This is a genomic window from Ideonella sp., from assembly GCF_041287625.1.
In the GTDB taxonomy this organism is placed as follows: domain Bacteria; phylum Pseudomonadota; class Gammaproteobacteria; order Burkholderiales; family Burkholderiaceae_C; genus Ideonella.
Window position 1 is genome coordinate 39,343 of record NZ_JBGGNH010000030.1, and the last position, 23,777, is coordinate 63,119.

The 23,777-nt window shown below is 67.7% G+C and carries 27 protein-coding genes; all 27 read right to left on the reverse strand.

Translation table 11 applies throughout. The features are described 5' to 3' along the window. Positions 1 to 17: 17 nt before the first annotated feature. Positions 18 to 1,253 carry a beta-ketoacyl-ACP synthase gene (locus ACAH41_RS11860; RefSeq protein WP_325647979.1) on the reverse strand — a complete coding sequence of 412 codons (1,236 nt, stop codon included), beginning with the start codon at positions 1,251 to 1,253 and terminating at the stop codon, positions 18 to 20. Next, positions 1,250 to 1,987, reverse strand: a complete 738-nt coding sequence (fabG, locus tag ACAH41_RS11865) for a 3-oxoacyl-ACP reductase FabG (protein WP_370538305.1) — start codon at positions 1,985 to 1,987, stop codon at positions 1,250 to 1,252. Before fabG ends, ACAH41_RS11860 begins: the two co-directional genes overlap by 4 nt. 2 nt (positions 1,988 to 1,989) lie before the next feature. Next, a complete protein-coding gene (locus ACAH41_RS11870; RefSeq protein ID WP_325647977.1) occupies positions 1,990 to 2,463 on the reverse strand; it encodes a 3-hydroxylacyl-ACP dehydratase in 474 nt (157 codons plus the stop codon). Continuing rightward, positions 2,456 to 3,655: a beta-ketoacyl-ACP synthase gene (locus ACAH41_RS11875; protein ID WP_325647976.1), complete on the reverse strand. Its 1,200-nt coding sequence runs from the start codon at positions 3,653 to 3,655 to the stop codon at positions 2,456 to 2,458. The genes ACAH41_RS11870 and ACAH41_RS11875 overlap by 8 nt, the downstream gene beginning before the upstream one ends. Beyond that, positions 3,652 to 4,230: a DUF3261 domain-containing protein gene (locus ACAH41_RS11880; RefSeq protein WP_325647975.1), complete on the reverse strand. Its 579-nt coding sequence runs from the start codon at positions 4,228 to 4,230 to the stop codon at positions 3,652 to 3,654. Before ACAH41_RS11880 ends, ACAH41_RS11875 begins: the two co-directional genes overlap by 4 nt. Then, positions 4,227 to 5,300, reverse strand: coding sequence for a class I SAM-dependent methyltransferase (locus ACAH41_RS11885; RefSeq protein WP_325647974.1), 1,074 nt, complete (start codon positions 5,298 to 5,300; stop codon positions 4,227 to 4,229). Before ACAH41_RS11885 ends, ACAH41_RS11880 begins: the two co-directional genes overlap by 4 nt. 6 nt (positions 5,301 to 5,306) lie before the next feature. After that, positions 5,307 to 7,631, reverse strand: a complete 2,325-nt coding sequence (locus ACAH41_RS11890; protein WP_325647973.1) for an MMPL family transporter — start codon at positions 7,629 to 7,631, stop codon at positions 5,307 to 5,309. A 17-nt stretch (positions 7,632 to 7,648) separates the two neighbouring features. Beyond that, positions 7,649 to 8,263, reverse strand: coding sequence for an outer membrane lipoprotein carrier protein LolA (locus tag ACAH41_RS11895; protein ID WP_325647972.1), 615 nt, complete (start codon positions 8,261 to 8,263; stop codon positions 7,649 to 7,651). Further along, a complete protein-coding gene (locus ACAH41_RS11900; RefSeq protein WP_325647971.1) occupies positions 8,260 to 8,685 on the reverse strand; it encodes a thioesterase family protein in 426 nt (141 codons plus the stop codon). Before ACAH41_RS11900 ends, ACAH41_RS11895 begins: the two co-directional genes overlap by 4 nt. Continuing rightward, positions 8,678 to 10,213 carry an aromatic amino acid ammonia-lyase gene (locus tag ACAH41_RS11905; RefSeq protein WP_325647970.1) on the reverse strand — a complete coding sequence of 512 codons (1,536 nt, stop codon included), beginning with the start codon at positions 10,211 to 10,213 and terminating at the stop codon, positions 8,678 to 8,680. Before ACAH41_RS11905 ends, ACAH41_RS11900 begins: the two co-directional genes overlap by 8 nt. Further along, a complete protein-coding gene (locus ACAH41_RS11910) occupies positions 10,206 to 11,228 on the reverse strand; it encodes an acyltransferase (RefSeq protein ID WP_325647969.1) in 1,023 nt (340 codons plus the stop codon). Before ACAH41_RS11910 ends, ACAH41_RS11905 begins: the two co-directional genes overlap by 8 nt. Beyond that, positions 11,225 to 11,968 carry a glycosyltransferase family 2 protein gene (locus ACAH41_RS11915; protein WP_325647968.1) on the reverse strand — a complete coding sequence of 248 codons (744 nt, stop codon included), beginning with the start codon at positions 11,966 to 11,968 and terminating at the stop codon, positions 11,225 to 11,227. The genes ACAH41_RS11910 and ACAH41_RS11915 overlap by 4 nt, the downstream gene beginning before the upstream one ends. Further along, positions 11,965 to 13,686 carry an AMP-binding protein gene (locus ACAH41_RS11920; RefSeq protein ID WP_325647967.1) on the reverse strand — a complete coding sequence of 574 codons (1,722 nt, stop codon included), beginning with the start codon at positions 13,684 to 13,686 and terminating at the stop codon, positions 11,965 to 11,967. Before ACAH41_RS11920 ends, ACAH41_RS11915 begins: the two co-directional genes overlap by 4 nt. After that, entirely contained in the window at positions 13,683 to 14,234 is a 552-nt protein-coding gene (locus tag ACAH41_RS11925; RefSeq protein ID WP_325647966.1) for a hypothetical protein, read from the reverse strand. Before ACAH41_RS11925 ends, ACAH41_RS11920 begins: the two co-directional genes overlap by 4 nt. 7 nt (positions 14,235 to 14,241) lie before the next feature. Next, positions 14,242 to 14,511 carry an acyl carrier protein gene (locus ACAH41_RS11930; RefSeq protein ID WP_325647965.1) on the reverse strand — a complete coding sequence of 90 codons (270 nt, stop codon included), beginning with the start codon at positions 14,509 to 14,511 and terminating at the stop codon, positions 14,242 to 14,244. A gap of 60 nt (positions 14,512 to 14,571) precedes the next feature. Next, the gene (locus ACAH41_RS11935; RefSeq protein WP_325647964.1) at positions 14,572 to 14,835 is read right to left on the reverse strand and encodes a phosphopantetheine-binding protein; all 264 of its coding nucleotides are present in this window, start codon (positions 14,833 to 14,835) and stop codon (positions 14,572 to 14,574) included. Further along, positions 14,816 to 15,604 carry a lysophospholipid acyltransferase family protein gene (locus tag ACAH41_RS11940; RefSeq protein WP_325647963.1) on the reverse strand — a complete coding sequence of 263 codons (789 nt, stop codon included), beginning with the start codon at positions 15,602 to 15,604 and terminating at the stop codon, positions 14,816 to 14,818. The genes ACAH41_RS11935 and ACAH41_RS11940 overlap by 20 nt, the downstream gene beginning before the upstream one ends. Then, positions 15,601 to 16,317: a beta-ketoacyl synthase chain length factor gene (locus ACAH41_RS11945; protein WP_325647962.1), complete on the reverse strand. Its 717-nt coding sequence runs from the start codon at positions 16,315 to 16,317 to the stop codon at positions 15,601 to 15,603. Before ACAH41_RS11945 ends, ACAH41_RS11940 begins: the two co-directional genes overlap by 4 nt. Before the next feature lie 117 nt (positions 16,318 to 16,434). Then, on the reverse strand, positions 16,435 to 16,851 hold the full coding sequence (locus ACAH41_RS11950) for a F0F1 ATP synthase subunit epsilon (protein ID WP_325647961.1): 417 nt from the start codon (positions 16,849 to 16,851) through the stop codon (positions 16,435 to 16,437). A 12-nt stretch (positions 16,852 to 16,863) separates the two neighbouring features. Then, the gene (atpD, locus tag ACAH41_RS11955) at positions 16,864 to 18,288 is read right to left on the reverse strand and encodes a F0F1 ATP synthase subunit beta (RefSeq protein WP_325647960.1); all 1,425 of its coding nucleotides are present in this window, start codon (positions 18,286 to 18,288) and stop codon (positions 16,864 to 16,866) included. A 58-nt stretch (positions 18,289 to 18,346) separates the two neighbouring features. After that, on the reverse strand, positions 18,347 to 19,231 hold the full coding sequence (atpG, locus tag ACAH41_RS11960) for a F0F1 ATP synthase subunit gamma (protein WP_325647959.1): 885 nt from the start codon (positions 19,229 to 19,231) through the stop codon (positions 18,347 to 18,349). Between the two features lie 35 nt (positions 19,232 to 19,266). After that, complete coding sequence (gene atpA / locus ACAH41_RS11965; protein WP_325647958.1) at positions 19,267 to 20,817, reverse strand: F0F1 ATP synthase subunit alpha; 1,551 nt, start codon at positions 20,815 to 20,817, stop codon at positions 19,267 to 19,269. A gap of 76 nt (positions 20,818 to 20,893) precedes the next feature. Continuing rightward, on the reverse strand, positions 20,894 to 21,427 hold the full coding sequence (locus tag ACAH41_RS11970) for a F0F1 ATP synthase subunit delta (protein WP_325647957.1): 534 nt from the start codon (positions 21,425 to 21,427) through the stop codon (positions 20,894 to 20,896). 3 nt (positions 21,428 to 21,430) lie between these two features. Next, positions 21,431 to 21,901 (reverse strand): F0F1 ATP synthase subunit B, encoded by a 471-nt coding sequence (locus ACAH41_RS11975; protein ID WP_325647956.1) that lies wholly within the window; start codon positions 21,899 to 21,901, stop codon positions 21,431 to 21,433. Positions 21,902 to 21,987: 86 nt separating this feature from the next. Further along, complete coding sequence (atpE, locus tag ACAH41_RS11980) at positions 21,988 to 22,251, reverse strand: F0F1 ATP synthase subunit C (protein WP_370538302.1); 264 nt, start codon at positions 22,249 to 22,251, stop codon at positions 21,988 to 21,990. A gap of 57 nt (positions 22,252 to 22,308) precedes the next feature. Next, the gene (atpB, locus tag ACAH41_RS11985; RefSeq protein WP_370538303.1) at positions 22,309 to 23,166 is read right to left on the reverse strand and encodes a F0F1 ATP synthase subunit A; all 858 of its coding nucleotides are present in this window, start codon (positions 23,164 to 23,166) and stop codon (positions 22,309 to 22,311) included. Positions 23,167 to 23,180: 14 nt separating this feature from the next. Continuing rightward, on the reverse strand, positions 23,181 to 23,666 hold the full coding sequence (locus ACAH41_RS11990) for an ATP synthase subunit I (protein ID WP_370538304.1): 486 nt from the start codon (positions 23,664 to 23,666) through the stop codon (positions 23,181 to 23,183). Positions 23,667 to 23,777 lie beyond the last annotated feature (111 nt).

The window sequence follows — 23,777 nt, forward strand, 5'->3', positions numbered from 1 at the left end:
AGTTGGGTCGTTGTGGGTCAATCGAATCGCTTGAAGATCAGCGAGGTGTTGATGCCGCCGAAGGCGAAGTTGTTGCTCATCACCAGCTCGGTCTGGAGTGCGCGGCCGTCGCCGGTGACGTAGTCCAGCTCGGCGCAGCGCGGGTCGACCTGCTGCAGGTTGAGCGTGGGCGCAAACCAGCCGCTGCGCATCATCTCGATGCTCATCCAGGCTTCGAGCGCGCCGCAGGCGCCCAGCGTGTGGCCCATGTAGCTCTTCAGCGAAGAGATGGCCACGTTGGGCCCAAAGACCTGGTGCGTGGCCTGAGACTCGGCAACGTCGCCGTGGTCGGTCGCGGTGCCGTGGGCATTCACATAGGGGATCGCGGCCGGGTCCAGTTCGGCGCTCTTCAGCGCCAGGCGAATGGCCTGCGCCATGGTCGGCGCGTTCGGCTGCGTGACGTGGCTGCCATCGCTGTTGGTGCCGAAGCCGACCACCTCGGCGTGGATGGTGGCGCCGCGGGCCCGTGCGTGTTCCAGCTCTTCGAGCACCAGCGTGCAGGCGCCTTCGCCGAGTACCAGGCCATCGCGGTTCGCATCGAAGGGCCGCGGGCTCAACTCTGGCGTGTTGTTGTGCTTCACGCTGGTGGCGAACAAGGTGTCGAAGACCGCCGCCTGCGTGGCGTCCAGTTCCTCGGCGCCGCCGGCCAGCATCGCCACCTGCTGGCCATTGCGGATCATCTCGTAGGCGTAGCCAATGCCCTGGCTGCCCGAGGTGCAGGCGCTGCTGGTGGGCACGATGCGGCCGGTGAGGCCGAAGAACACGCCGATGTTGACCGCGGCGCTGTGCGACATCATCTTGATGTAGGTCGTCGCGTTGATGCCTTCGGTGCTCTTCTCCAGCATCATGCGGCCGAAGTCGCCAATGGCCTTGGGCGTGCCGGAAGACGAGCCGTAGGAGATGCCGACCTCGCCGCTTTTCAACCATTCATCGCCCAGCAGGCCGGCGTCCGCCAGCGCCATTTCGCTGGCGCGCGTGGCCATCAGCGCGACGCGGCCCATGCTGCGCATGCTCTTGCGGTGGTAGCGCTCGGGCGGCAGCTCGAAGGCCGTGGCCGGTGCGCCGATCTGCGTGTTCAGGCCTTCGTAGCCCGCCCATTCGGCCATGCGCTGCACAGCGTTGTGGCCGGCTTTCAGCCTGGCCTCGACCGTGGTCCAGTCCGACCCCAGCGGGCTGATCGCGCCCCTGCCCGTGACGACGACGCGCCTGCTCATCCCACCATCCCCCCATTCACCGAAATCACCTGCCGCGTGATGTAGGCCGCGTCCGGGCTCATCAGGAAGGCCACCAGCGCCGCCACTTCTTCGGGTTTGCCGACACGCTTGGCAGGAATCATCTTCATCGCTTCTTCCAGCACCCGCTCGTCCACCATCTCGGTGGCGATCAGACCCGGCGCGACGCAGTTGACCGTGATGCCACGGCTGGCCAGTTCAACCGCAAGCGCCTTGCTCGCACCGATGATGCCGGCCTTGGCCGCGCTGTAATTGACCTGGCCGCGGTTGCCCATCAGCCCGGAAACCGAGGCCAGCGTGACGATGCGGCCCGGTTGGCGGCGGCGCACCAGCGGCAGCGTCAGCGGCTGCAGCACGTTGTAGAAGCTGTCCAGGTTGGTGTGGATGACCTGGTCCCAATCTTCGCCGCTGAGGGCCGGGAAGGCGCCGTCGCGGGCGATGCCGGCATTGCAGACCACGCCGTAGTAGCAGCCATGCGCCTCCACATCGGCCAGCAGGATCTCGGCCACGCGCTCGCGCTCGGCCACGTCGAACTGCAGCACCCGGGCCTGGCGGCCGAGCGAGGTGATCTGCTGCGCCACTTGCTGCGCTTCGTCCACCTTGCTGCGGCAATGCAGCACCAGGTCGTAGCCGTCCTGCGCCAGCCGCAGCGCGATTGCGCGGCCGATGCCGCGGCTGGAGCCGGTGACCAGCACGGTCTTCGCCGTCGATGTCATCGTCATGTTGTCTCGCCTTTGATGAATTTCTCTGGATCGTCGGGACCGAAGACCGTGACCTGCGCGGTGGCGACCACACGGCCTGCCAAGCGGATTTCGCAAGCGAACTGACCCAGGCCGTTGTCAGCCTGGTACTCGCGCCTTGCCACCACCTGCAGCACCTGCCCGAGTTCAAAACGCGGCAGCTCGCAGCGGTAGCGCCGGCTGCCCAGCAGGAAGCCGATTCTCGGCGCTTCGCCCGCAGCCCGCGCCTGCGCACCCGCCCAGGCCGCGACCGCCTGCGCCATGTACTCGATGCCCACCCACGCGCCCACGCCGCTGCCCGGCCCCAGGCTGTCGAGGAACAGATGGTCCTCGCGCAATTCGACCTCGGCAATCAAGGTCTCGCCCTCGACCGACACCAGCCGGTCCAGCAGGCACATGCGGCCTGCATGCGGCACCAGCTCGTGGATCTGCCAGTCGCTCGTGTCAGCCATGGATCACCTCGTGGGCGCTCAGCACCAAGGCCGCATTGCTGCCGCCAAAGGCGAAGGAATTGCTCAGCACGTGGCGCAGCGGGCGGCCCAGCGACTGGCCGGGGCGCACCAGGTTCAACGGCGGCAGTTGCGGGTCGGCCGCGCCGTCCCACCAGTGCGGCGGCAGCCGGCCTTGCGGGTTGCCCACCAGGCACAGCCAGGCAAACGCCGCCTCCAGCGCACCGGCCGCGCCCAGCGTGTGGCCGGACAGAGGCTTGGTCGAGCTGCAGGCCACGCTCGGGCCCAGCAGCTGCGTCACGGCGCGGCTTTCCATCGCGTCATTTTGCGGCGTGGCGGTGCCGTGCAGGTTCAGGTAATCGATGTCCTGCGGCTGCAGGCCGGCCCGGGCCAGCGCCTGCTGCATCGCCGCCAGCGCGCCGGCGCCGCTGGGCTCGGGGGCCGAGATGTGGTGCGCGTCCGAACTTTCACCCCAGCCGGACAAGCGCACTGGCCCGGGCTCGCGGCGCATCACGAACAAGGCCGCGGCCTCGCCAATGTTGATGCCGTGACGGTTCGCGCTCATCGGGTTGCAGCGCTGCGGGTCAACCGATTCCAGCGCGGCAAAACCGGCCACGGTGAAGCGGCACAGCGAATCGGCACCGCCGGTGATGACCGCGTCGCACAGGCCCGCGCGCAGCAGCCGCGCGGCGCTGGCCATGGCCTTGGCGCTGGACGAGCAGGCGGTGGACACGACGTGGCAAGGCCCGTCCAGCCCGAGCAACTCGCCCAGCATCAGCGCGGGTGAGCCGATCTCCTGCTGGCCCAGGTCAAAGCCCGGCGGGAACCTGCCTTCACGCGCATGCCGCTCGAACGCCAGCTCGCTCTCGCCCACGCCCGAAGTGCTGGTGCCCAGCACCACCGCGACCCGCGAAGCGCCATGCAACGCAATGGCCGCGTCCACCTCGGCGCGGACCTGCGCCAGTGCGCTGAGCAGCAGCGCGTTGTTGCGGCTGCGGTGGCGCAGCGGGAGGTGGTCAACGCTGGGCAACGGTGACGTGACGGCGCCCAGGTGCAGGCTGCGGCCGGGCCAGGCCGAGGTGTTCTCGGCCACGCCGCCGGGTGCGTCGGCAAACAGCCCTGCACGCACCGCCGCCTGGCCCTGGCCAAGCGCGCAGTTCACGCCCAAGGCATGCAGGTAGACCGCGCTGCTCAAGGCGTGCTCTCCTGCGGCGCGGATTCGATCTGCAACGCGTAGTGCTCCTGCAGGTTGCGCAGCTGCACCTGGCTGCGGCCCAGCAACGGCCCGTCGATTCGGATGCCGACAGCCAGCAGCCCATCGTGGCGCAGTTCGCGGCCGGCCGCGGTCTCGCTGAAGGACCAGCCCGGCGGCAGCGCCTGCTGCACGCTGGCTGCCGGCCAGTAGACCAGGCTCATGTCGCGCAGCAGGTGGGCCGCGTCCACGCTGGCCGGCAGCATGGCGTGGCGCTGTTCCTGCAGGTCCTTCCCGTCCCATTGCAGCAGCAGCACACGCTGGCCCAGCGCAAAGGCGGCCAGCAACAGGCTGCCGGGCTCCAGTTGCAGCTGCACGTCAATGGACTGGGCGGTGACACGGCCGTCGTCCAGCCGAGTGACATGCAGGCGCTGCTGCAGGCTGGCGGACTCGGTGAGCAGTGCGGGGGACAGCCGCAGCATCGGCAGCCCGGCCGGCTGCACCACGGGCGCCGTCGCGCAGCCTGTCAGCACCAACACGGCAGCAGCGAAACAGCGACGGGCGATCATGGGGGTCATGCGCGGGCGAACCTCAGCAGGCTGTGGCAATAGCCAATGCCGTCGCGCGTGGTCAGCAGCTTCAGGCCGGCGCGCTCGGCCAGGCGCACATAGTCTGCGCTCTCGTAGACCTTGCTGTTGCCGCTGGCCATCGCGGTGAAATAGGGCGAGGTGTTGATCAGGCAATAGGCGGCAATGTCGTAGCGCTGGCGGTCCCAGAAGGTGTCCATCACCAGCACCTGGCCTTGCGGCGCCAGCGCGGCGGCGACGCGCTCGAAGATGCTGGCGATGTCGGCCTCGCTGAAGCAGCTGAGGAACTGGCTCATCCACACCAGGTCCATGTTGCCCGGCAAGGGGCAGGCGGTGTCCAGCAGGTCCACCGGGTGCAGGCTGGCGCGCGCGGACAAACCCGCGTCCGCCAGGTTGCGCGCGGCCACTGCCAGCTGCTGCGGCAGGTCCACCAGGTGCAGCGCCACCTCGGGCTGGTAGCCCAGCGCGGCCAGGCTGAACTTGCCGGTGTTGGCACCCACATCCATCACCCGGCGCGGGCCGGTCGCGAACACATCGGGCAGCACGTCTGGAAAAGAGGTGTCTGAATAAAGGTGGTCAAACGCAAACCAGCTGCTCTTGGCCGGCTCTGGCAGCTCGGCCAAGCCCTGGTAAAGCGTGGGCCAGTCGCCCAGGTGCGGCAGGCCCAGCGGCTGCTGCGCATCCAGCGAGCGCTCCAGCTCGAACAGGCCCTGGTAGCAGACGTCGTGCACGAAGTCGAAATTGACCTGGGTCATGCGGTCGCTGAGGATGCAATAGCCGGTCTTGTCCAGCACCCAGCGGCCGTCGGCGCGCAGCAGCACGCCAGCCGACAGGCAGGACTCCAGCACCACCTTCAGCGCGTAGTCGCTCCATTCGCCGTGGGCCAGCAACTGCGCATGCGTGAGCCCCGTGTCGCCAGCCTTGGCCAGCACCTGCAGCAGGCCGCGCTTCCAGGCATAGCGCACGCAGTGGAAAACGACCGGCCCGAAGGCAATCTTCTGCGCCTCGAAACGGGCTGCAAACGCGTGCTGCGGCTCGGGCGAAAACTTCTTGTCCAGCATGAGGGGTCAGTTCGGTGAAGAGGGCGAGCGAGGCAAGAAGACAGGCGTGAGGGCCCAGGCCAGCGTGACGCCGATCAGCAGTGTCAGCCCGAAGGCCCGCAGTGCAGGGGTGCCGGACAGTGCCAGCAGCCCGAAAGACAGCAGCGTGCAGGCAGCGGCCAGCGTGACGGAGAGGAAGGGCCGGGTCGCCTCGGGTGCCGGCCGCTCCAGCAGGAAGATGCCGTAGTCCACGCCCAGGCCGAGCAGGATCAGCAGCGGCAACACGTGGAACAGCTGCAGCGGCTGGCCGGCGAGCGCCAGCAGCGCCACGGTCAGCACGCTGGCCAGCGCGGTGGGCAGCAGCGCACGCCAGGCCGCGCGGCCGAAGCGCCAGGCGAGTGCGGCCCAGACCAGCCCGTAGGCCAGCAGGATCACGCCGCTCATGCGCACGCGGTAGCGGCCCAGCAGCGACGAGACATCGGCCACCTTGTCGACCCAGCGCACGCCGGGCAGCTCGGCGGCCAATGCGGCGAGCCGTGTGCGGGCGTCGGTGGACTCGGCACCGCGCAGCAGCACCGCGCAGGCCGGGCCGCCGCCGAGCTGGCCAAGGAACTGGTGGCGCAGCGGTTCGGAAACCGGCGAGGCCAGCCAAGCCTGCAGCGTCAGCGCCGGCGGTGCCTGGGCCAGCAGCGGGCTGTCGACGGGCTGTTCCAGGCGCTGTGCCAGCAGAGCCGTAAGCCCGGCTTCGCCGTCGAAGCGCTGGTGCAGCAAGGCCAGGTCCTGCGCCTGGCGCGCGGCCGAAGGCACCCAGTCGGACACGGCCTGCCAGCCGCGCAGCTGGCCGCTGGCCTGCAACGCACGCAGCCGCGTGGTCAGCGCTTCTTCGCGGGCCAGCAGTTGCTGTTCGTCGGCGCCCTGCACGATGAAAAACTGCGCGACGCCGGGCAGGTCCATCAGCCGGCCGAGTTCGCGCTGGTCCTGCACCAGCTGGGGCGGCGCGTTCTGCAACTGGCGAATGTCGTCATTGGCCTGGAAACGCCAGGCGCCGGCCGCCAGCACCGCGAGCGCCAGCGCCACGCCAATGGCCGTCACCGGTTGCTGGCCCCACTGCGGCCAGCTGGCGCGCCAGCCACCCAGCCATTGCGCGAAACGCGTCGGCTGCATCTGCCCGCCGTCCAGCAGCGGGAACCACAGCAGCACGGTGACGAATGCGGCCAGCAGGCCGACGGCCGAGAACACGGCAATCTGCTGCAGGCCGGGGAACGGCGTGAGCGCCAGCAGCGCGTAGCCGATCACCGTCGTCAGCATCGCCAGGCCCATCACCGGCGCCTGCTCGCGCAGCATCTGCCAGCGCTGCTCGGGCGCCAGGCCCAGGCGGGCGCTGAAGTAGTTGCTGCCGTAGTTTTCGGCCACGCCCAGCAGGCTGGCGCCGAAGACCAGCGTGATCAGGTGCAGGCGCTGGAAGACCAGCGCGCTGACGGTGATGGCGGTGAGCAGGCCAACCGCCATCGACAGCGTGACCAGCAGCCGCGGGCGCAGCGAGCGGAAGACCAGCAGCGTCAGCAGCACGATGCCGACCAGCGAACCGATGCCGATGGTGTGCACCTCGTGCTGCGCCTGCGCTGCCGCGGCGGCGGCAAACAGCGGCACGCCACCCTGGATCACCTGCACCTTGGGCGAGGCCTGCAGCGCCGCAGCGCGGCCCTGCGCCAGCAACGGCTGCAGCGCCTGCGGGCCGGCAATGTCGAAGGCCGAGGCCTGCAGTTCCAGCATCAGTATGGCGTAGGCCTGCGCGCCATCCTGCAGCGCGAGCCGGCCATCCAACACCCGCACGCGGCTGAGCTGCGAGCGCTCGGCCAGCCACTGGCCCAGCAGGTTCAGCGGGTCGTCCGCCCAGCGGCCCACGCGCGGGCCGGCCACTGGCTGGTACAGCCAGGCCAGCGCTTGGTCGGCCAGCTGCGGCGTGGTTTGTCGGGTGAGCTGTTCGCGCGTGGCGGCGCTCAGCAGCGCGGCGCGATGCGGCGCGTAGAAGTCCAGCCAGGTTTGCTGGGCCTGGTCGTCGACGCGGTAGCGCAGCGTGGCGACCGTCTGGTCGGCCAGGCTGGCGGCAAAGGCGTCGCCCGCGTGCTGAGCCGCGGGCCAGTCGGCACCGCCGACCAGCACGATGACGCGGCGCTCGGCGGCGCTGGCCATCAGGCGCGTGGCGCTGGCGGCCAGCGGGTCGCGCTCGTCCTGCGGCAGCATGGCCAGCACGTCGGTGTCCAGCAGCGTGCCGCTGCGGGTCCACAGCCAGGCGTTGTGGCCCACACACAGCAACGCCCAGGCCAGCCACACGAGGGCCAGCCAACGCAAGGCGCGCGGTGCTGATGTCACTCGAACAGCCCCGCCTCGCCAGCCCCCGGCGCGGCGTCCGCGCGCAGGTTGCTGAAGGCGATGCTGCTGCGGTCGCCGCTGGTTTCGGCAATGACGAGGCGCCGCACGAAAGCATCGCCCTCCAGCTCGACGCGCTGCAGGAACTGCTGCAGCGCCGGCTGGCGCGGCGTGAGGGAGAGCTGCCAGGTCTTGGGCTGCAGCTGGGCCTGCAAGGTGAACAGTTCGGCCAGGCTGGCCATGTCGCCGTTCAGCAGCGCGAACATCAAGGTGTTGATGGTGCGCAGCGCCGGCTCGCGCGAAGCGTCCAGCTGGAAGGACGTGACGCCGTTCTGGCTGGCGCGCACCTGCTCGCGCGTGAGCCGCAGTTCGCTGGCAAACGGTTGCCTGGTGCGCCAGAGCACGCCCTTGCCACGCGCGACGACAAAGTCGCCATGCGAGACCAGCGGCTTCTTGAAACCAGGCACCTCTTTTCGCTGCTCGAATTCGCCGTGCAGCCAGGCTGGTTGCGTGAGGCGCGACTGCAGCTCACGCACCAGCGCGGCGCTGTCTTCCGCCCAGGCAGGCCAGGCGGCGACAGCCACCGCGGCAGTCAACAGGTCACGGCGCTTCATGTCGGCTGCACGCCCAGGCACTGCCACAGCACCGGCGGACAGACGTAGGCCATCTGACCGGTGCTGACGTCCACGGCCACCTGGATGGTGTGCGCACGCGTCAGCACGCGGCCGCTGGCGGCGTCCTTGATCAGGTAGTCCAGCCGCAGCCGGTTTTCCCATTCGGTGATCTCGGCGCGGATGCGCAGCGGCTGGCCGAAGGTGGCCGAAGCGACGTACTTCAGCCGCATGTCGACGATGGGCCAGGCGAAGCGGGAGTCGCGCATCTGCGGGTAGTCGTAGTCGAAGCGGGCCAGCAGCGCGCAGCGGGCGATTTCCAGGTACTTGACGTAGTGGCCATGCCAGACCACGTTCATCGGGTCCAGGTCGTGGAAGGCCGGCGTCAGCTCGATCTCGTGGACAAAGCTCGGCTTGTCAGTCATACAGGCTCCAGGCCTCTTCGCGCAGGCCGACGATCAGGCGCTGCAGCTCGCCGTCCAGCGCGCGGTCTTCCTCGATCAACGGGATGCGCTCGGCGAGGTCGGCCTGCATCGCGGCCAGCGCGGGGCTGAGCGACAGCGGCTGCTGGCGGTCGCGCAAAGCGACGCCCTGGCGCGCCGCGATCAGCATCGCGGCCAGCACCTGTTCGGAGAGTTCCAGCACGCGCAGGCAGTCGCGCGCGGCAATCGTGCCCATGCTGACCTTGTCCTGGTTGTGGCACTCGGTGGAGCGCGAGAAAACCGAGGCCGGCATGGTCAGCTTCAGCGCTTCTGCCGTCCAGGCCGAGACGCTGATCTGCAGCGCTTTCAGGCCGTGGTTGATGGCCGCACGCTCGCCGCTGGCGCCCGAGAGGTTGGACGGCAGGCCGTGGTTGAAGCGGGTGTCGACCAGCAGCGCAAGCTGGCGGTCCAGCAGGTCGGCGACGTTGGCGACGGCGGTTTTCAATGCGTCCATCGCAAACGCGATGTGGCCGCCGTAGAAATGGCCGCCGTGCAGCACGCGGCCTTCTTCGGCATCGATGATGGGGTTGTCGTTGGCGCTGTTGAGTTCGTTCTCGACCAGCTGGCGCAGGAAGGGCAGCGCGTCTTCCAGCACGCCGATGACGTGTGGCGCGCAGCGCAGCGAGTAGCGGTCCTGCAGGCGTTGTTCGTTGCGGCTCGGGCGGTCACTTGCGAGGTCTTCGCGGATGCGTGCGGCCACGCGCTGCTGGCCGGCATGCGGCTTGACGGCGAACAACGCTTCGTCGAAGTGGTGCGCATTGCCGGCGCTGGCCAGCACGTTCATTGCGGTCAGGCGTGTGGCCATGCGGCCAAGGTAGTCGGCGCGCTGCCAGGCCAGGCAGGCCAGCGCGGTCATCACCGCGGTGCCGTTCATGATGGCCAGGCCTTCCTTGGGCCGCAGCGTCAGCGGCGCCACGCCCAGCGCCTGCAGCGCGGAAGCGGCCGTGCAACGCTCGCCGCGCCACATCACCTCCCGCTCACCGCAAAGCACCGCGGCCAGGTAGGACAGCGGCGTCAGATCGCCACTGGCGCCGACCGAGCCTTCGGATGGGATCAGCGGCAGCAGGTCTTCGCGCAGCAGGGTTTCGATCTGGCGCAGCAGGTCCAGGCTGACACCTGACACGCCCTGCGCCAGCGAGTTCAGCCGCGTGGCCAGCACCGCGCGTGTCTCCTGCGGGCCCAGCATCGCGCCGGCGCCGCAGCCGTGGTAGATGTACAGGTGGCGCGGCAGCTCGGCCACCAGCGCGGGCGGGATGACGACGGTGCAGGAGTCGCCGTAGCCGGTGGTCACGCCATAGATCACGCCGTCTTCGGCCAACAGCTTGGCGACGAAATCGGCGCCGGCCTGAATGCGGGCGGTGAAGGCCGGGGCGGTGCTCAGCTTCGCGGTGCGCTCGCCACGCGCCAGCGCGACCACGTCTTCGATGCACAGGCGGCGACCGTCAAAAACGACGGGGGAGGTCTCAGGCATGGGCAGGGTCCCAGAAGCGGTAGAAATTGAACCAGTCGTAAGGCGAGCGCTGTAACAGGCGCGCCAGGCATTCTGCGTAGCGCGCGGCGTGTTCGGCCAGCGCCTGCTCGCGCTGCTTGCGTGGCAGAAGCACCTGCTCGGCGAGTGGCTCGAAGTGCATGGCGTAGCCGTCGCCTTCGTGGATGCAGCCGAGGAAATGCAGCGGGCATTTGAGCAGGCTGGCCAGCACGTAGGGGCCGATGGGCAGCGGCGCCGGGCTGCCGAGGAAGTCGACCGTCACGGTGCGGCCGCCGTGCAGCGGCACGCGGTCACCCGCGATCGCGACGAACTCGCCGGCGGCCACCTTGTCGGCCAACAACATCGCGGTGGCGACCGTGATCTCGCTGACCTCGATCAGGTTCAGCGCCGCGCCCGGCTGCAGGCGCTGCAGAATGCGGTTGAAGGCCTGCGCGTGCCGTGTATGGACCAGCACGTTGAGCTTGAAAGCCGGTTGACGCTGGGCCATTGCGCGGCACAGTTCCAGGCAGCCGATGTGGGCGGTGACCAGCACCCCGCCCCCACCGGAAATCGCCTGCTGCGCGACTGCCTCGGCGCCGTCCATGCGCACCTTGTCGGCCGGGTAGCGGCCGGCCATTGCCAGCAGTTTGTCCAGCAGGGTTTCGGCGAACAGCGCGACGTGTTGCAGGCCCTGGCGCCAATTGGGCTCGTGCGGCCACAAGCGGTTCGCTGCCTGCTGCCGGCGCAGGTAGCCCAGGCTGGCCTCACGCAGCGCCGGGCGCGTCAGCCAATGCACCAGCACCACAGGCCACATCAGCGCACGGAACACGCGACGGCCCGCGATCCGGTGCAGTGCATAAAGCGCCCAGATGCCTGCGACAAATGTCGTCTCGCCCATGCTCGCCCAGTGGTGAGTGAGCCCCTCGCCCGATGGGTACATCGGCCGATCCCCCGAGGGGATGCGGGCCGGCTTGGGAGCGGCCCGGCGCTCGGCCCGCTCCTCCGCATGCAAGGTCATGCAGGCCTCGTCCAGCGCCGCCACAGCAGCAGCGGCGCGCGCGGCAGCATGCCGAAGAACAGGCGGGTGTGCATCGCGCTGATGCGGACGTTGTCGCGCAGCGCGCGGAAGTGCGAGACACCGTCGGTCGGGTAGTGCACCGCCGTCGGCTGGTTGATGAACCGCATGCCGCGCCAGAACAGGCGCACGGCGATGTCGGTGTCGAAGTCCATGCGCCGGCCGATGGACACATCGTTGACCAGCGCCAGCGTGGGCGCCAGCGGGTAGATGCGAAAGCCGCACATCGAGTCGCGGATGGCCAGCGACAGCGTGTTGATCCAGACCCAAATGTGCGTGGCATAACGACCGTAGAGCCGGGCCTTGGGCACGCTGTCGTCGTAGACCGGGCAGCCGCAGATCAGGTGCGCCGGGTTGGCGGCGGACAGTGAGGCGAAGCGCGGGATGTCGGCCGCGTCGTGCTGGCCATCGGCGTCGATCTGCAGCACGTGGGTCCAGCCGAGCTCGGCCGCGCGGCGAAAGCCGGCCACCATCGCGCCGCCCTTGCCCTGGTTCTGCGCCAGCCGCAGCAACTGCACCTGGCTATCGGCGGCGGCCGCGAGGACCTGCAGCACGGACGCACAGCCAGGCTCGCTGCCATCGTCCACCAGCAGCACCGGCAGGCCGTGGGCGCGCACGGCGGCGGCGACGGCGCCAATGGCCTCACCGTGGTTGTAGACCGGGATCACCGCGCCCAGCGTCATGCTGCAACCTCGCTGGCGGGCACGTCGAACACCACCCGACCGCTGGCATGTGGGCCGGCATCGGATTCCAGCTTGAAGACCAGCTTGCCTTGCGCGGCCTGCATCGTCAGCTGCATCTGCAGCACCTGGCCCGGGCGGATGACCTGCTGGAATTTCAGCGCTTCCAGCGCGCGGAACGCGCCAGGCAGCCCAAACAGCTCCTGCGCAAACAGCAGGGCCCACTCGACCTGGGCCACGCCGGGCAGCACCGGATGGCCGCTGAAGTGGCCATCGAACTGCGGCAGCGTGGCGTCTGGCCAGATGCGCAGCGTGGCGTCGGTCGCGCTCTGGCTGAGCACCTGCATCGCCGGGCGGCGCGGGTCGAACAGGGCCTGCAGTGCCTGCGCCGTAGCCTTGCCTTGCGCGTTGGCCGGCAGGCGCGAGACAAAGCGCCAGCGGCGCGGCAGCGTCATGGTTTCCAACTGCGGCTGCAAATGGCGGCGCAGCGCATCGGCCAGCGCGGCGCGGCCTTGCAGCGTGTGCAGCGCCCAGCCGGCCTCGGTCGGCACGCCCACCACGGCCAGCTGTTCGCGCAGGCCGGGAAGCACCAGCACGCGCAACTCCGCGAGCCATTCGGTGGCCAGCAGCGCCTGCTCGATGGCCTGCAGCGAGACACGCTTGCCTTCGATCTTCAGCACCCGGTCCAGCCGGCCCAGCAGTTCGAAGCCTTCTTCGCTGGCGCGCACGCGGTCGTCGCTGTCATGCCAGCCGGCTTCGGCCAGGTGCGCCGACGAAACCTGCAGCCGTTCGCCGTCGACACGCCAGGCCACGCCTGGCAAGGCGCGCCAGACGGGGGAATGCTTTTCGCCGGAACGCTGGCGCCACGCGATGCCGCCGGTTTCGCTGCTGCCGTAGACCTCGATAGGCGCCTGGCCGAACAGGCGGCGGCAGTCCGGCAGCGCATCGTCTGGCAGCGGTCCGCCGGACGAGAACACCAGCGCCACGCGCGCAGTGAAGCTGTCGTCCGGCAAGGCTGGCGGCAGGCGCTTCAGGTGAGCCGGGCTGGCGATCAGTAGCGCAGCGTTCGGTAACTCGCGCAAGGCGAGCGGCAGGTCCTCGATGTAGGCCAGGCGTCGCGCATGCAGCAGCCGCCCGCTGGCCAATGGCCACAGCACGCGGAACAGCAGGCCGTAGATGTGCTGGTGCGACACGGTGCCCAGCACTTCGGCCTGGCCGGCGCGCGCGCCAAAGGCCTGTTCTTGCGCGGCCACTTCGACGAACAGCTGTTCCAGCCGCTTGGTGATGGCCTGCGGCTCGCCTGTGCTGCCGGAGGTGAACAGCACGAGTTGCTCGGCCTGCGGGTTCAGCGGCAAGGCCTGCTGCGGTTCGGCGGCGGGCGACGGGCGCAGCCGTGGCAACGCGAAGTCTTCCGCTGCGTCGCTGGCCAGGCCGGCGACCTGGGTGCCGAGTGCCTGCAGCGTCGCGGCCGTCAGCTCACCGGGCAGGTAGACGATCTTGCCGGCGTGCCAGGCGCCGAACAGCGCGGCGCTGAAGTCCAGCGTGTCCTCGAAATGCAGCGCGACGGCCTGGCCGTGCAGGGCCGCGAAGGTGGCTTCCCATGCGGCGGCGGCAAGGCGCAGGCTGCTCAGCGTGACGGCCTGGCCGGCAGCATTGCGCGCGACCTGGCGGTCGGTGGCATCTGCACAAAGCAGGCGGCAAAGGTCGGTCCAGTCACTCATGGCATGGTGCCCTGGGCCGCACGCACTTTGCGGCGCACCAGCCATTCACCGCCCATCAGGCCCCCCATCAGGACGTAGGCGACCAGGCCGTTGTAGAGCGCCCAGAGTTTGTCGTCGCCCCAACAGGCGGTGAACAGCGCCAGGCTGCCGTTGAGCACGAAAAAGCTGCACCAGACCTGCGTGACGCGTCGGGTGTAGCGCACGCCCGAGGCGTCCAGGTCTGGCTCGGTCAGGCGCGCAATGCGCTCGACGACCGTGGGCGGATGGCGCAGGCTGGCGCCGAACAGCAGCAGCAGGCCGAGGTTCACCACCACCGGATAGACCTTCAGCGGCATGGCCTGGTTGATCAGCGCGGTGGCGGCGGCGAGCAGCGCGGCGGCGGCCGCGGCCCACCACCAGAAGGGGTCGCGCCGCGGGCTGGCGAGCGCGCGCACCACCGCCAGCGCGGCCAGCAGCAAGGCCAGCCAGCGCGGCTCGAAACGCCCCAGACCCAGGTAGACCAGCAGCGGGTAGGCGGCGGTCAGCACGACCACCAGGCCCCAGCGCATGGTGGGCTCAGGCGCTGGTTTCGGCGGCGTCAGGGGCTTTGATCAGGCCCTGCAGCGCGTCGATCACATCCTGCAGCGTGCGCACGGCCTTGAAGGCCTCGGGCTGCAGGCGCTTGCCGACCAGCGGCTTGAGCCGGACGATCAGGTCGACGGCGTCGATGCTGTCGATGTCCAGGTCTTCATGCAGGCGGGCGGTGGCCACCACCCGGTCGGGCGCGATGTCGAAGGTGTCGACCAGGATGTCGCGCAGGCGCTCGAAAATGTCTTGGTTGGTCATGCTGGAACTCGTGGGCTGGCGGACGGCACTGGCTTGCCGCTGAGTCATCTGTCGGGGCGATCAGGCGGGCATGCGGGCGGCGCCGACGAACTGCGCCAGCGCCCGCACGCTGGCGAAGTGGCGGCGCGTCTCTTCGGAGTCCGCCGTCATGCTCACGCCATAGCGCTTCTGCAGCGCCAGTCCGAGCTCGAGTGCATCGATCGAGTCCAGCCCCAGGCCTTCGACGAACAAGGCCTGTTCGGCATCGATGTCCTCGGGACGCATGTCCTCGAGGTTGAGTGCCGAGATCAGCAGCTCCTTGATTTCACGTTCCAGCGCTTCCATCACTCCCTCTTACCCTCGAGAAATGGCCGATCAAATGGTCTGTCAGGTGCCGCGCGGCCAACGCGGTCTCCTGCCCTGCCGCTGCCAGGAATGGCGCGACCGGGATGTCGTCATCCACCGTCAGCACAAAGTGCAGCGGCACTGGCGCAGCCCGCCACCACGGCGCTCCCTTGGTCAGCCCCAACGGCTGGCACTGGATGAACACTGGTGTGATGTCGATGCCGCCACGCAGCGCAATCTGCGCCGCGCCGCGCTGCATCTTCATGGGCTGGCCCGGGCGCGTTCGCGTGCCTTCGGGAAAGATGATCAGGTTGCCATCGTTCTTGACACTGTCTATGCAGTCTTGCAGCAATTCCGGCCCTGAATTGTTGCAGATGTAGCCCGTTGCGCGCACCGCACCGCAGGTGAACGGATTGTGAGCGAGTGTGGACTTCACCACGCAGTCGGCGTTGTCGATCAGCGAGATCAGGAAGACCACGTCGATCAGCGTCGGGTGATTGGCCAGCACCAGCAGGCCGCGGCGCTGCAGCCGGGCCAGGCCACGCACCTCGTAGGTGATCAGGTGCAGCAGCCGCATCCAGCCGATGAAGGCGCGGAACAGATGGTGCACCGCGGCACGCGCCAGGGCGGTTCGCCGCGACGGATTGCGCACCGCCAGCGTCAACAGCGGGAAAATGACCCACCACAGCAACACGCCACCGACGCCGAAGCTGCCAAAAGCCAGCGCCGTCGCCAGCAGGCCGCGCAAGCGCCGCAGGCGATCGATCATGGGGCCGCCGATGCGCGCAACCAGCGCCAACGGCCACGCTGGAGCTGCGGCTCGCTGCCAAGCAGAAAGCGCAGCACGGCCAGGTCGCCCAACATTGCGTGGTCCTCGGTCGGACCTGGCGCGGCGGTCTGCAGCGAAAGCTCGCCGCCGGGCTGGATCAAGCATGCCCAGGCGCGCAGCGGCGCCAAGCCTGGCGGCTCGGCCAAGTCGGCATATGGCGCTGGCAGCGGACCATCGGAGCAGACGACCGTGACCTGCCCAGCCCCATCGGCAAGCAGGCCCAGGGCTTCGACAAAACCAGCTTCGGCGCTGTGCGCGCCGGCCGCAACGGCGAGGAAGTTGGCCTTGTCGCCGCGGGCAATCGAGTACTGTGCGCCTTGCGCGTTGTGCACCGACAGGCTGAAGGCGGTAGGCGACAGCGGCTCGCCCGCCGCCAGCTGCTGCAGCATGCCGACCGAGCGTGTGATCTCGCCCCAGCGCGACGCAAACACCACCGGGCCGCCGGTGTCCGCCCCCTGGGCCTGGAAGGCGACCTGCAGCGCGGCGCGACCCAGCGGGTCGACGCGGCGCCGGGCCATGGCTGGCACTTCGACCAGCGGCGCCAGGCCTTCGGCCGGCAAGGCCTGCGGCGCGGCCAGCCAATCCAGCCAGCGCGCGGAATCGTCCAGGCCCGGAGCCCAGGCCGCCCAGCGCAGGATGCGAAAACTTGGCATGGCGAGACGGTGGGCGAATGAGAGGGCGACGGCCGCGGCGAACTAGAAGCCCCACAAGCACAAAGCCCGCCACGATCAGGATCGCGGCGGGCTTGCGGGGTTACAGCGCGCTGGTGCTTACTTCTTGCGCAGGCGCTGGATGGCGGCCAGCTGGGCCGCCATGGTGGCGAACTCACCTTGCGCCAGCGCCAGGTCGATGTCGCTCTTGGCGTTTTTCATCGCGGCTTCGGCGGCCTTCTTGGCCTCAAGGGCCTTGGCTTCGTCCAGATCGTTGCCGCGGATCGCGGTGTCGGCCAGCACGGTGACCGAGCCCGGCTGCACTTCCAGGATGCCACCGGCAACGAAGACAAACTCTTCTTCGCCCGTGTCGGCCCGCTGGATGCGCACGGCGCCCGGCTTGATGCGGGTGATCAGCGGCGTGTGGCGGGGCAGGATGCCCAGCTCGCCGTTTTCACCCGGCAGCGCGACGAACTTGGCCTCGCCCGAGAAGATGGACTCCTCGGCAGAGACGACGTCGACGTGAATGGTTGCCATGCTGAAGGTTCCTTATTGGATCTTCTTGGCTTTCTCGAAAGCCTCGTCGATCGTGCCGACCATGTAGAACGCTTGTTCCGGCAGGTGGTCGCATTCGCCAGCCACGATCATCTTGAAACCGCGGATGGTTTCCTTCAGCGGCACGTACTTGCCCGGCGAGCCGGTGAAGACTTCGGCGACGTGGAAAGGCTGCGACAGGAAACGCTGGATCTTGCGGGCGCGGGACACGGCCAGCTTGTCTTCCGGTGCCAGTTCGTCCATGCCCAGGATGGCGATGATGTCGCGCAGTTCCTTGTAGCGCTGCAGCGTGGACTGCACGGCGCGGGTCGTGTCGTAATGTTCCTGGCCGATCACGTTCGGGTCGATCTGGCGCGAGGTCGAGTCCAGCGGGTCGACGGCCGGGTAGATGCCCAGCGACGCAATTTCACGCGACAGCGAGACGGTCGAGTCCAAGTGGGCGAAGGTGGTCGCAGGCGACGGGTCGGTGTAGTCGTCCGCAGGGACGTACACGGCCTGGATCGACGTGATCGAGCCGACCTTGGTCGAGGTGATGCGCTCTTGCAGGCGGCCCATTTCTTCGGCCAGCGTCGGCTGGTAGCCCACGGCGGAAGGCATGCGGCCCAGCAGTGCGGACACTTCGGTACCGGCCAGCGTGTAGCGGTAGATGTTGTCCACGAAGAACAGCACGTCACGGCCTTCATCACGGAAGGACTCGGCAATCGTCAGGCCGGTCAGCGCGACGCGCAGGCGATTGCCCGGCGGCTCGTTCATCTGGCCGTAAACCATCGCGACCTTGGACTCCGGCAGGTTCTCGAGGTTGACGACGTTGGAGTCGGCCATCTCGTGATAGAAGTCGTTGCCTTCGCGGGTGCGCTCGCCGACACCGGCAAACACCGACAAGCCGCTGTGCGCCTTGGCGATGTTGTTGATCAGCTCCATCATGTTGACGGTCTTGCCGACGCCGGCGCCGCCGAACAGGCCAACCTTGCCGCCCTTGGCGAACGGGCAGATCAAGTCGATCACCTTGATGCCGGTTTCCAGCAGTTCCTGCGACGGGCTCAGCTCGTCGTAGGCCGGGGCCTTGCGGTGGATGGAGGCGGTCAGCTCGTGCGAGACCTCGCCACGCTCGTCGATCGGGTTGCCCAGCACGTCCATGATGCGGCCGAGCGTCGCCTTGCCGACGGGCACGGTGATCGGGAAGCCGGTGTTGGTCACCATCACGCCACGGCGCAGGCCGTCGGACGAGCCCAGCGCAATGGTGCGCACGACGCCGTCGCCCAGCTGCTGCTGGACTTCCAGCGTCAGCGTCGAGCCTTCCATCTTCAGCGCGTCATAGATGCGCGGCATCTGGTTGCGCGGGAACTCGACGTCCACGACGGCGCCGATGCACTGGACGATCTTGCCCACGGCGGCCGTGGCTGCTTGAGTGTTCGACATTTCGGTGTCCTTCAATCTTTGATTCGCTGTATTCGGGTCTGGCTGCGGCGCTGCCGGCTCAACCGCTGATCGCGGCTGCGCCGCTGACGATCTCGGAGAGTTCCTTGGTGATCGCCGCCTGGCGGGTCTTGTTGTAGATGAGCTTGAGCTCACCGATCAAGGTGCCCGCGTTGTCGGTGGCCGCCTTCATGGCCACCATGCGCGCCGACTGCTCGGACGCCATGTTCTCGGCCACGGCCTGGTAGATCAGCGCTTCGAGGTAACGCTTGAGCAGCTCGTCGATCACGGTCGCTGCGTCCGGCTCGTACAGGTAGTCCCAGCCGTAGGCCGACTTCTCGGCCGCCGTCTGGGCCAGGCTTTCGGCCTTCAGCGGCAGCAGCTGCTCGACCACCGGCTCCTGCTTCATCGTGTTGATGAAGCGGGTGTAGCAGAGGTAGACCGCGTCGACCTTGCCTTCGACGAAGGCGTCCAGCATCACCTTGACCGGGCCGATCAGCCGGTCGAGCTGCGGCGTGTCGCCAAGCTGCGTGACGTGGCTGACGACCTGGGCACCGACACGGTTCAGGAAGCCGAAGCCCTTGTTGCCGATGGCCACCGCCTGCGACTTGCCGCCGGCTTCCTGGACTTCGCGCATCTTGCCGGTGACGGCCCGCAGCACGTTGGTGTTCAGGCCGCCGCACAAACCCTTGTCCGTCGTCACCACCACGAAGCCCGTGACACCGGTGCGGTGCTCGGTGCTCATGAAGGGCGAGTGGTATTCCGGGTTGGCCTGCGACAGGTTGGCCGTGATGTTGCGGATCTTGTCGCTGTACGGGCGCGCATTGCGCATGCGCTCCTGCGCCTTGCGCATCTTCGAGGCGGCAACCATTTCCATGGCCTTGGTGATCTTCTTGGTGTTCTCCACCGATTTGATCTTGCCGCGAATTTCCTTTCCAACCGCCATGACGGTGCTCCTTTCAGCGTTGCGTCAGGGCAGGATCAGAAAGACTTCTTGAACGCGGCGATGGCGCCGGACAGTTCATCTTCGGCGACCTTGTCCATGGCCTTGTCGGCTTCCAGCTTCGCCAGCAGCGCAGCGTGGCTGGCCTTCAGGAACTGGTGCAGGCCGGCTTCGAAGCCAAGGATGCGCTTGACCGGGATGTCGTCCATGAAGCCCTTGTTCACCGCGTACAGTGTCGCGCCCATCAGGCTGATGGACAGCGGCGAGTACTGGGCTTGCTTGAGCAGTTCGGTCACGCGGGCACCGCGGTCCAGCTGCTTGCGGGTCGACTCGTCCAGGTCGGAAGCGAACTGCGCGAACGCAGCCAGTTCACGGTACTGGGCCAGGTCGGTCCGGATGCCGCCGGACAGCGACTTGATCAGCTTGGTCTGCGCAGCGCCACCAACGCGCGACACCGAGATGCCGGCGTTGATCGCGGGACGGATGCCGGCGTTGAACAGGCTGGTTTCCAGGAAGATCTGGCCGTCGGTGATCGAAATCACGTTGGTCGGCACGAAAGCCGACACGTCGCCGGCTTGCGTCTCGATGATGGGCAGCGCGGTCAGCGAGCCGGTCTTGCCCTTGACTTCACCCTTGGTGAAGGCTTCGACGTAGTCGGCGTTCACGCGAGCGGCACGTTCCAGCAGGCGGCTGTGGAGATAGAACACGTCGCCGGGGAAAGCTTCGCGGCCCGGCGGGCGGCGCAGCAGCAGCGAAACCTGGCGGTAAGCCACGGCCTGCTTGGACAGGTCGTCATAGACAATCAGCGCGTCCTGGCCGCGGTCGCGGAAGTACTCGCCCATCGTGCAGCCCGAGTAGGCCGACACGTATTGCATTGCGGCCGATTCGGACGCCGAGGCGGCCACGACGATGGTGTATTCCATCGCGCCGGCCTGTTCCAGTGCGCGCACCACGTTCTTGATCGTCGAAGCCTTCTGGCCGATCGCAACGTAGACGCAGGTCATGTTCTGACCCTTCTGGTTGATGATCGCGTCGACGGCCACTGCCGTCTTGCCGGTCTGGCGGTCGCCGATGATCAGCTCGCGCTGGCCACGGCCGACGGGCACCATCGAGTCGATCGACTTCAGGCCGGTCTGCACCGGCTGGTCGACGGACTTCCGTGCGATCACGCCCGGGGCGACCTTTTCGATCACGTCGGTCATCTTGGCGTTGATCGGGCCCTTGCCGTCGATCGGCTGGCCCAGCGCGTTGACGACACGGCCGATCAGCTCGGGGCCGACCGGCACTTCCAGGATGCGGCCCGTGCACTTCACGGTGTCGCCTTCGGAGATGTGCTCGTACTCGCCCAGGATCACCGCGCCGACCGAGTCGCGCTCCAGGTTCAGCGCCAGGCCGTAGCTGGGCACGCCGTCCTTGGTGGCCGGGAATTCGAGCATTTCACCCTGCATCGCATCGGACAGGCCGTGCACGCGGACGATGCCGTCGGTCACCGAGACGACGGTGCCCTGGTTGCGGATGTCCGTCGAGGTGCCGAGGCCCTCGATGCGGCTCTTGATGAGTTCCGAAATTTCTGCAGGATTGAGTTGCATTGCTTTCTCCGAAAGCGCGGCAGCCCGTGTGCGACTGCCGAAGGATGAATGTGCGGATGCGGGGCGTGCGGCGCGTTCAGTGGGTCAGCGCGAACTTCATCTGCTCGAGGCGGGCCTTGACCGAGGTGTCCAGCACCTCGTCACCCACGACCACGCGGATGCCGCCGATCAGCGACTCGTCGATTTCCACGGCTGCATTGAGCTTGCGACCGAAGCGCTGTTCGAGCACCGCGACGGTCTCTGCCAGCTGCGCGTCCGACAGCGGGAAAGCGCTGGCGATGCGGGCATCCGACACACCGCTGCTGGCGTTGACCAGGGCGCGGAACTGCGCCGCGATCTCGGGCAACGCCACCAGGCGACCGTTGTCTATCACGGCGGTCAGCAGGTTGGCGACCTTGGGCGACAGGCTGATGTTGGCCACGCCAGCGATCAGCTCGAACACCTCGCCGGCCTTGGTTTTGGGGCTGTCGGCGTACTGGCGCAGCTGCGGGTTGCCGGCGACCCGGCCGACGGCTTCCAGCTGTTCGGCCAGTGCCGCGGCGTTTTCGCCGGCAGCAGCCTTGAACATGGCTTCCGCGTAGGGACGCGCGATGGTTGCAAGCTCGGCCATGGTTTACAGCTCGGTCTTCAGGCGGGTCAGCAGCTCGGCGTGAACGCCGGCATTGACTTCGCGCTTCAGGATCGCTTCAGCGCCCTTGACTGCCAGCGCGGCAACCTGCTCGCGCAGCACCTCGCGGGCCTTCGTGGACTCCTGCTGCGCTTCGGCATGGGCAGCGGCGACGATCTTCGCGCCTTCTTCGCTGGCGCGGGCCTTGGCCTCTTCCACCAGCTGCTGGGCCAGGCGCTCGGCATCGGCCAGGCGCTTGGCGGCGCTGTCCTTTGCGGCGGACAGCTCGGCCTGGACCTTCTTGTCTGCAGCGACCAACTCGGCCTTGGCCTTGTCGGCGGCGGACAAGCCGGCGGCAATCTTCTGCGCACGCTCGTCGAGCGCGGCGGCAATCGGCGGCCAGACGAATTTCATCGTGAACCCGACCAGGATCAGGAAGACGATCATCTGGACGATGAGGGTACCGGTGATGCTCACTTTATTGCCTCAAACGGTGACTGGGACATTCAGCACAAGGCGCACCCTGGGGGTGCGCCCGGCCTCTCAAACTCGACAGACGCCGATTACTTGGCGAGCTGCGCGATCTGGCCCAGGAACGGGTTGGCGGTGGCGAACCACAGCGCGATACCGGTGCCGATAATGAAGGCGGCGTCGATCAGGCCGGCCAGCAGGAACATCTTGGTCTGCAGTTCGCCCATCAGTTCGGGCTGGCGGGCAGCCGATTCGAGGTACTTGCTGCCCATGATGCCGATGCCGATACAGGCACCGATAGCGCCCAGACCGATGATCAGGCCGGCGGCCAGTGCGACAAAGCTGATAACTTGCATGAAAAGCTCCTAGAGGACTTGGTTGACGTAAAAAGAAAAGGAAAACGCGAGAAAGGGTCAGTGCGCGTCGTGCGCCTGGCCGAGGTACACGAGCGCCAGCATCATGAACACGAACGCCTGCAGCGTGATGATCAGGATGTGGAAGATGGCCCAGGCGGTGCCGGCGACGATGTGAAGCGCGGCCAGGCTGACGCCGGTAAGGGACAGCGACCAGGCGCCGCCCAGCAGCGCGATCAGCAGGAAGATCAGTTCGCCGGCGTACATGTTGCCGAACAACCGCATGCCGTGCGAGACGGTCTTGGCGATGAATTCGATGATCTGGAAGACGAAATTGAACGGCCACAGCAACGGGTGGGCGCCAAAGGGTGCCGCCACCATCTCGTGCATCCAGCCGCCAAAACCCTTGATCTTGATGTTGTAGATCAGGCAGAGCAGCAGCACGGACACCGACAGGCCCATGGTCATCGACAGGTCAGCGGTGGGGACGACGCGCATGTACGCGTGGTGCGGGTCATGGCCCGCGGCGCCGTAGATCTTTTCCCAGATGAGCGGCAGCAGGTCCACCGGCAGCAGGTCCATGGCGTTCATCAGGAAGATCCAGACAAACACGGTGAGCGCCAGCGGCGCGACCAGCTTGCGGCTTTGCGCGTTGTGCACGATGCCCTTGGCCTGGGCGTCGACCATTTCGACCAGGATTTCCACGGCGGCCTGGAACCGGCCGGGGACGCCCGAGGTGGCCTTGCGCGCGGCCAGCCACAGCAGCCAGCAGCCCAGCACACCCATGGAGATGGCCCAGAACATCGAGTCGAGGTTGAAGACGGAGAAATCGACGACGTTCGCAGCCTTGTGGTTCTGCAGGTGCGTCAGGTGGTGAATGATGTATTCACCAGCGGTAGGTCCGTGTTCAGCAGCCATGTTTCTTCAGCTTTTCAAGTTTTTTGCAGCAAGGGCCGCTTCTTTTTCGGCGCGTACGCCAGGGCGACCCAATACACCTTCATCGTCAGCACCATGCCCACCAGCAATGCCGGCCAGCTCAGCGCCTCCACCAGCCCCGGCGCCGCCATCAGGAGGGCGATAGCCGTGGCAATCTTGACCATCTCCCAAAGCATGAACGCCATCGCAGCGGTCCCCGCGTTCAGCGAGGAAAACCGCCCGGTGAGGCCCCGGGCAAAAATCGCTGCCGGGATCACCACGGCCAGCGCGCCATACCCGGCGGACCACCCAACGTTCTGCTTCCCGGTGATGCCCCAGGCGGCCAATGCCACCAAGAGACCCACCACCACTTGGCCCCCCACCACCCACCACGGCGAAACCGTGGGGTTTTCCTCACGCAGCAGGCGCGCCTCTTCGGCGGTCAGCTGCTTGAAAGGGGGCTCTTCCTCGACACTTTCAGGGAGCGGGGCGATTGTTTTCATGGATGTCCGGCCCCGTCTTGAACCCTGGAATTTTCACAAAGCCCCTGATTATAAGTAGAAACCCGCGCGGTTCTGACAATCCCGACCGAAGGCCCGGCTTTGGTGCGACGT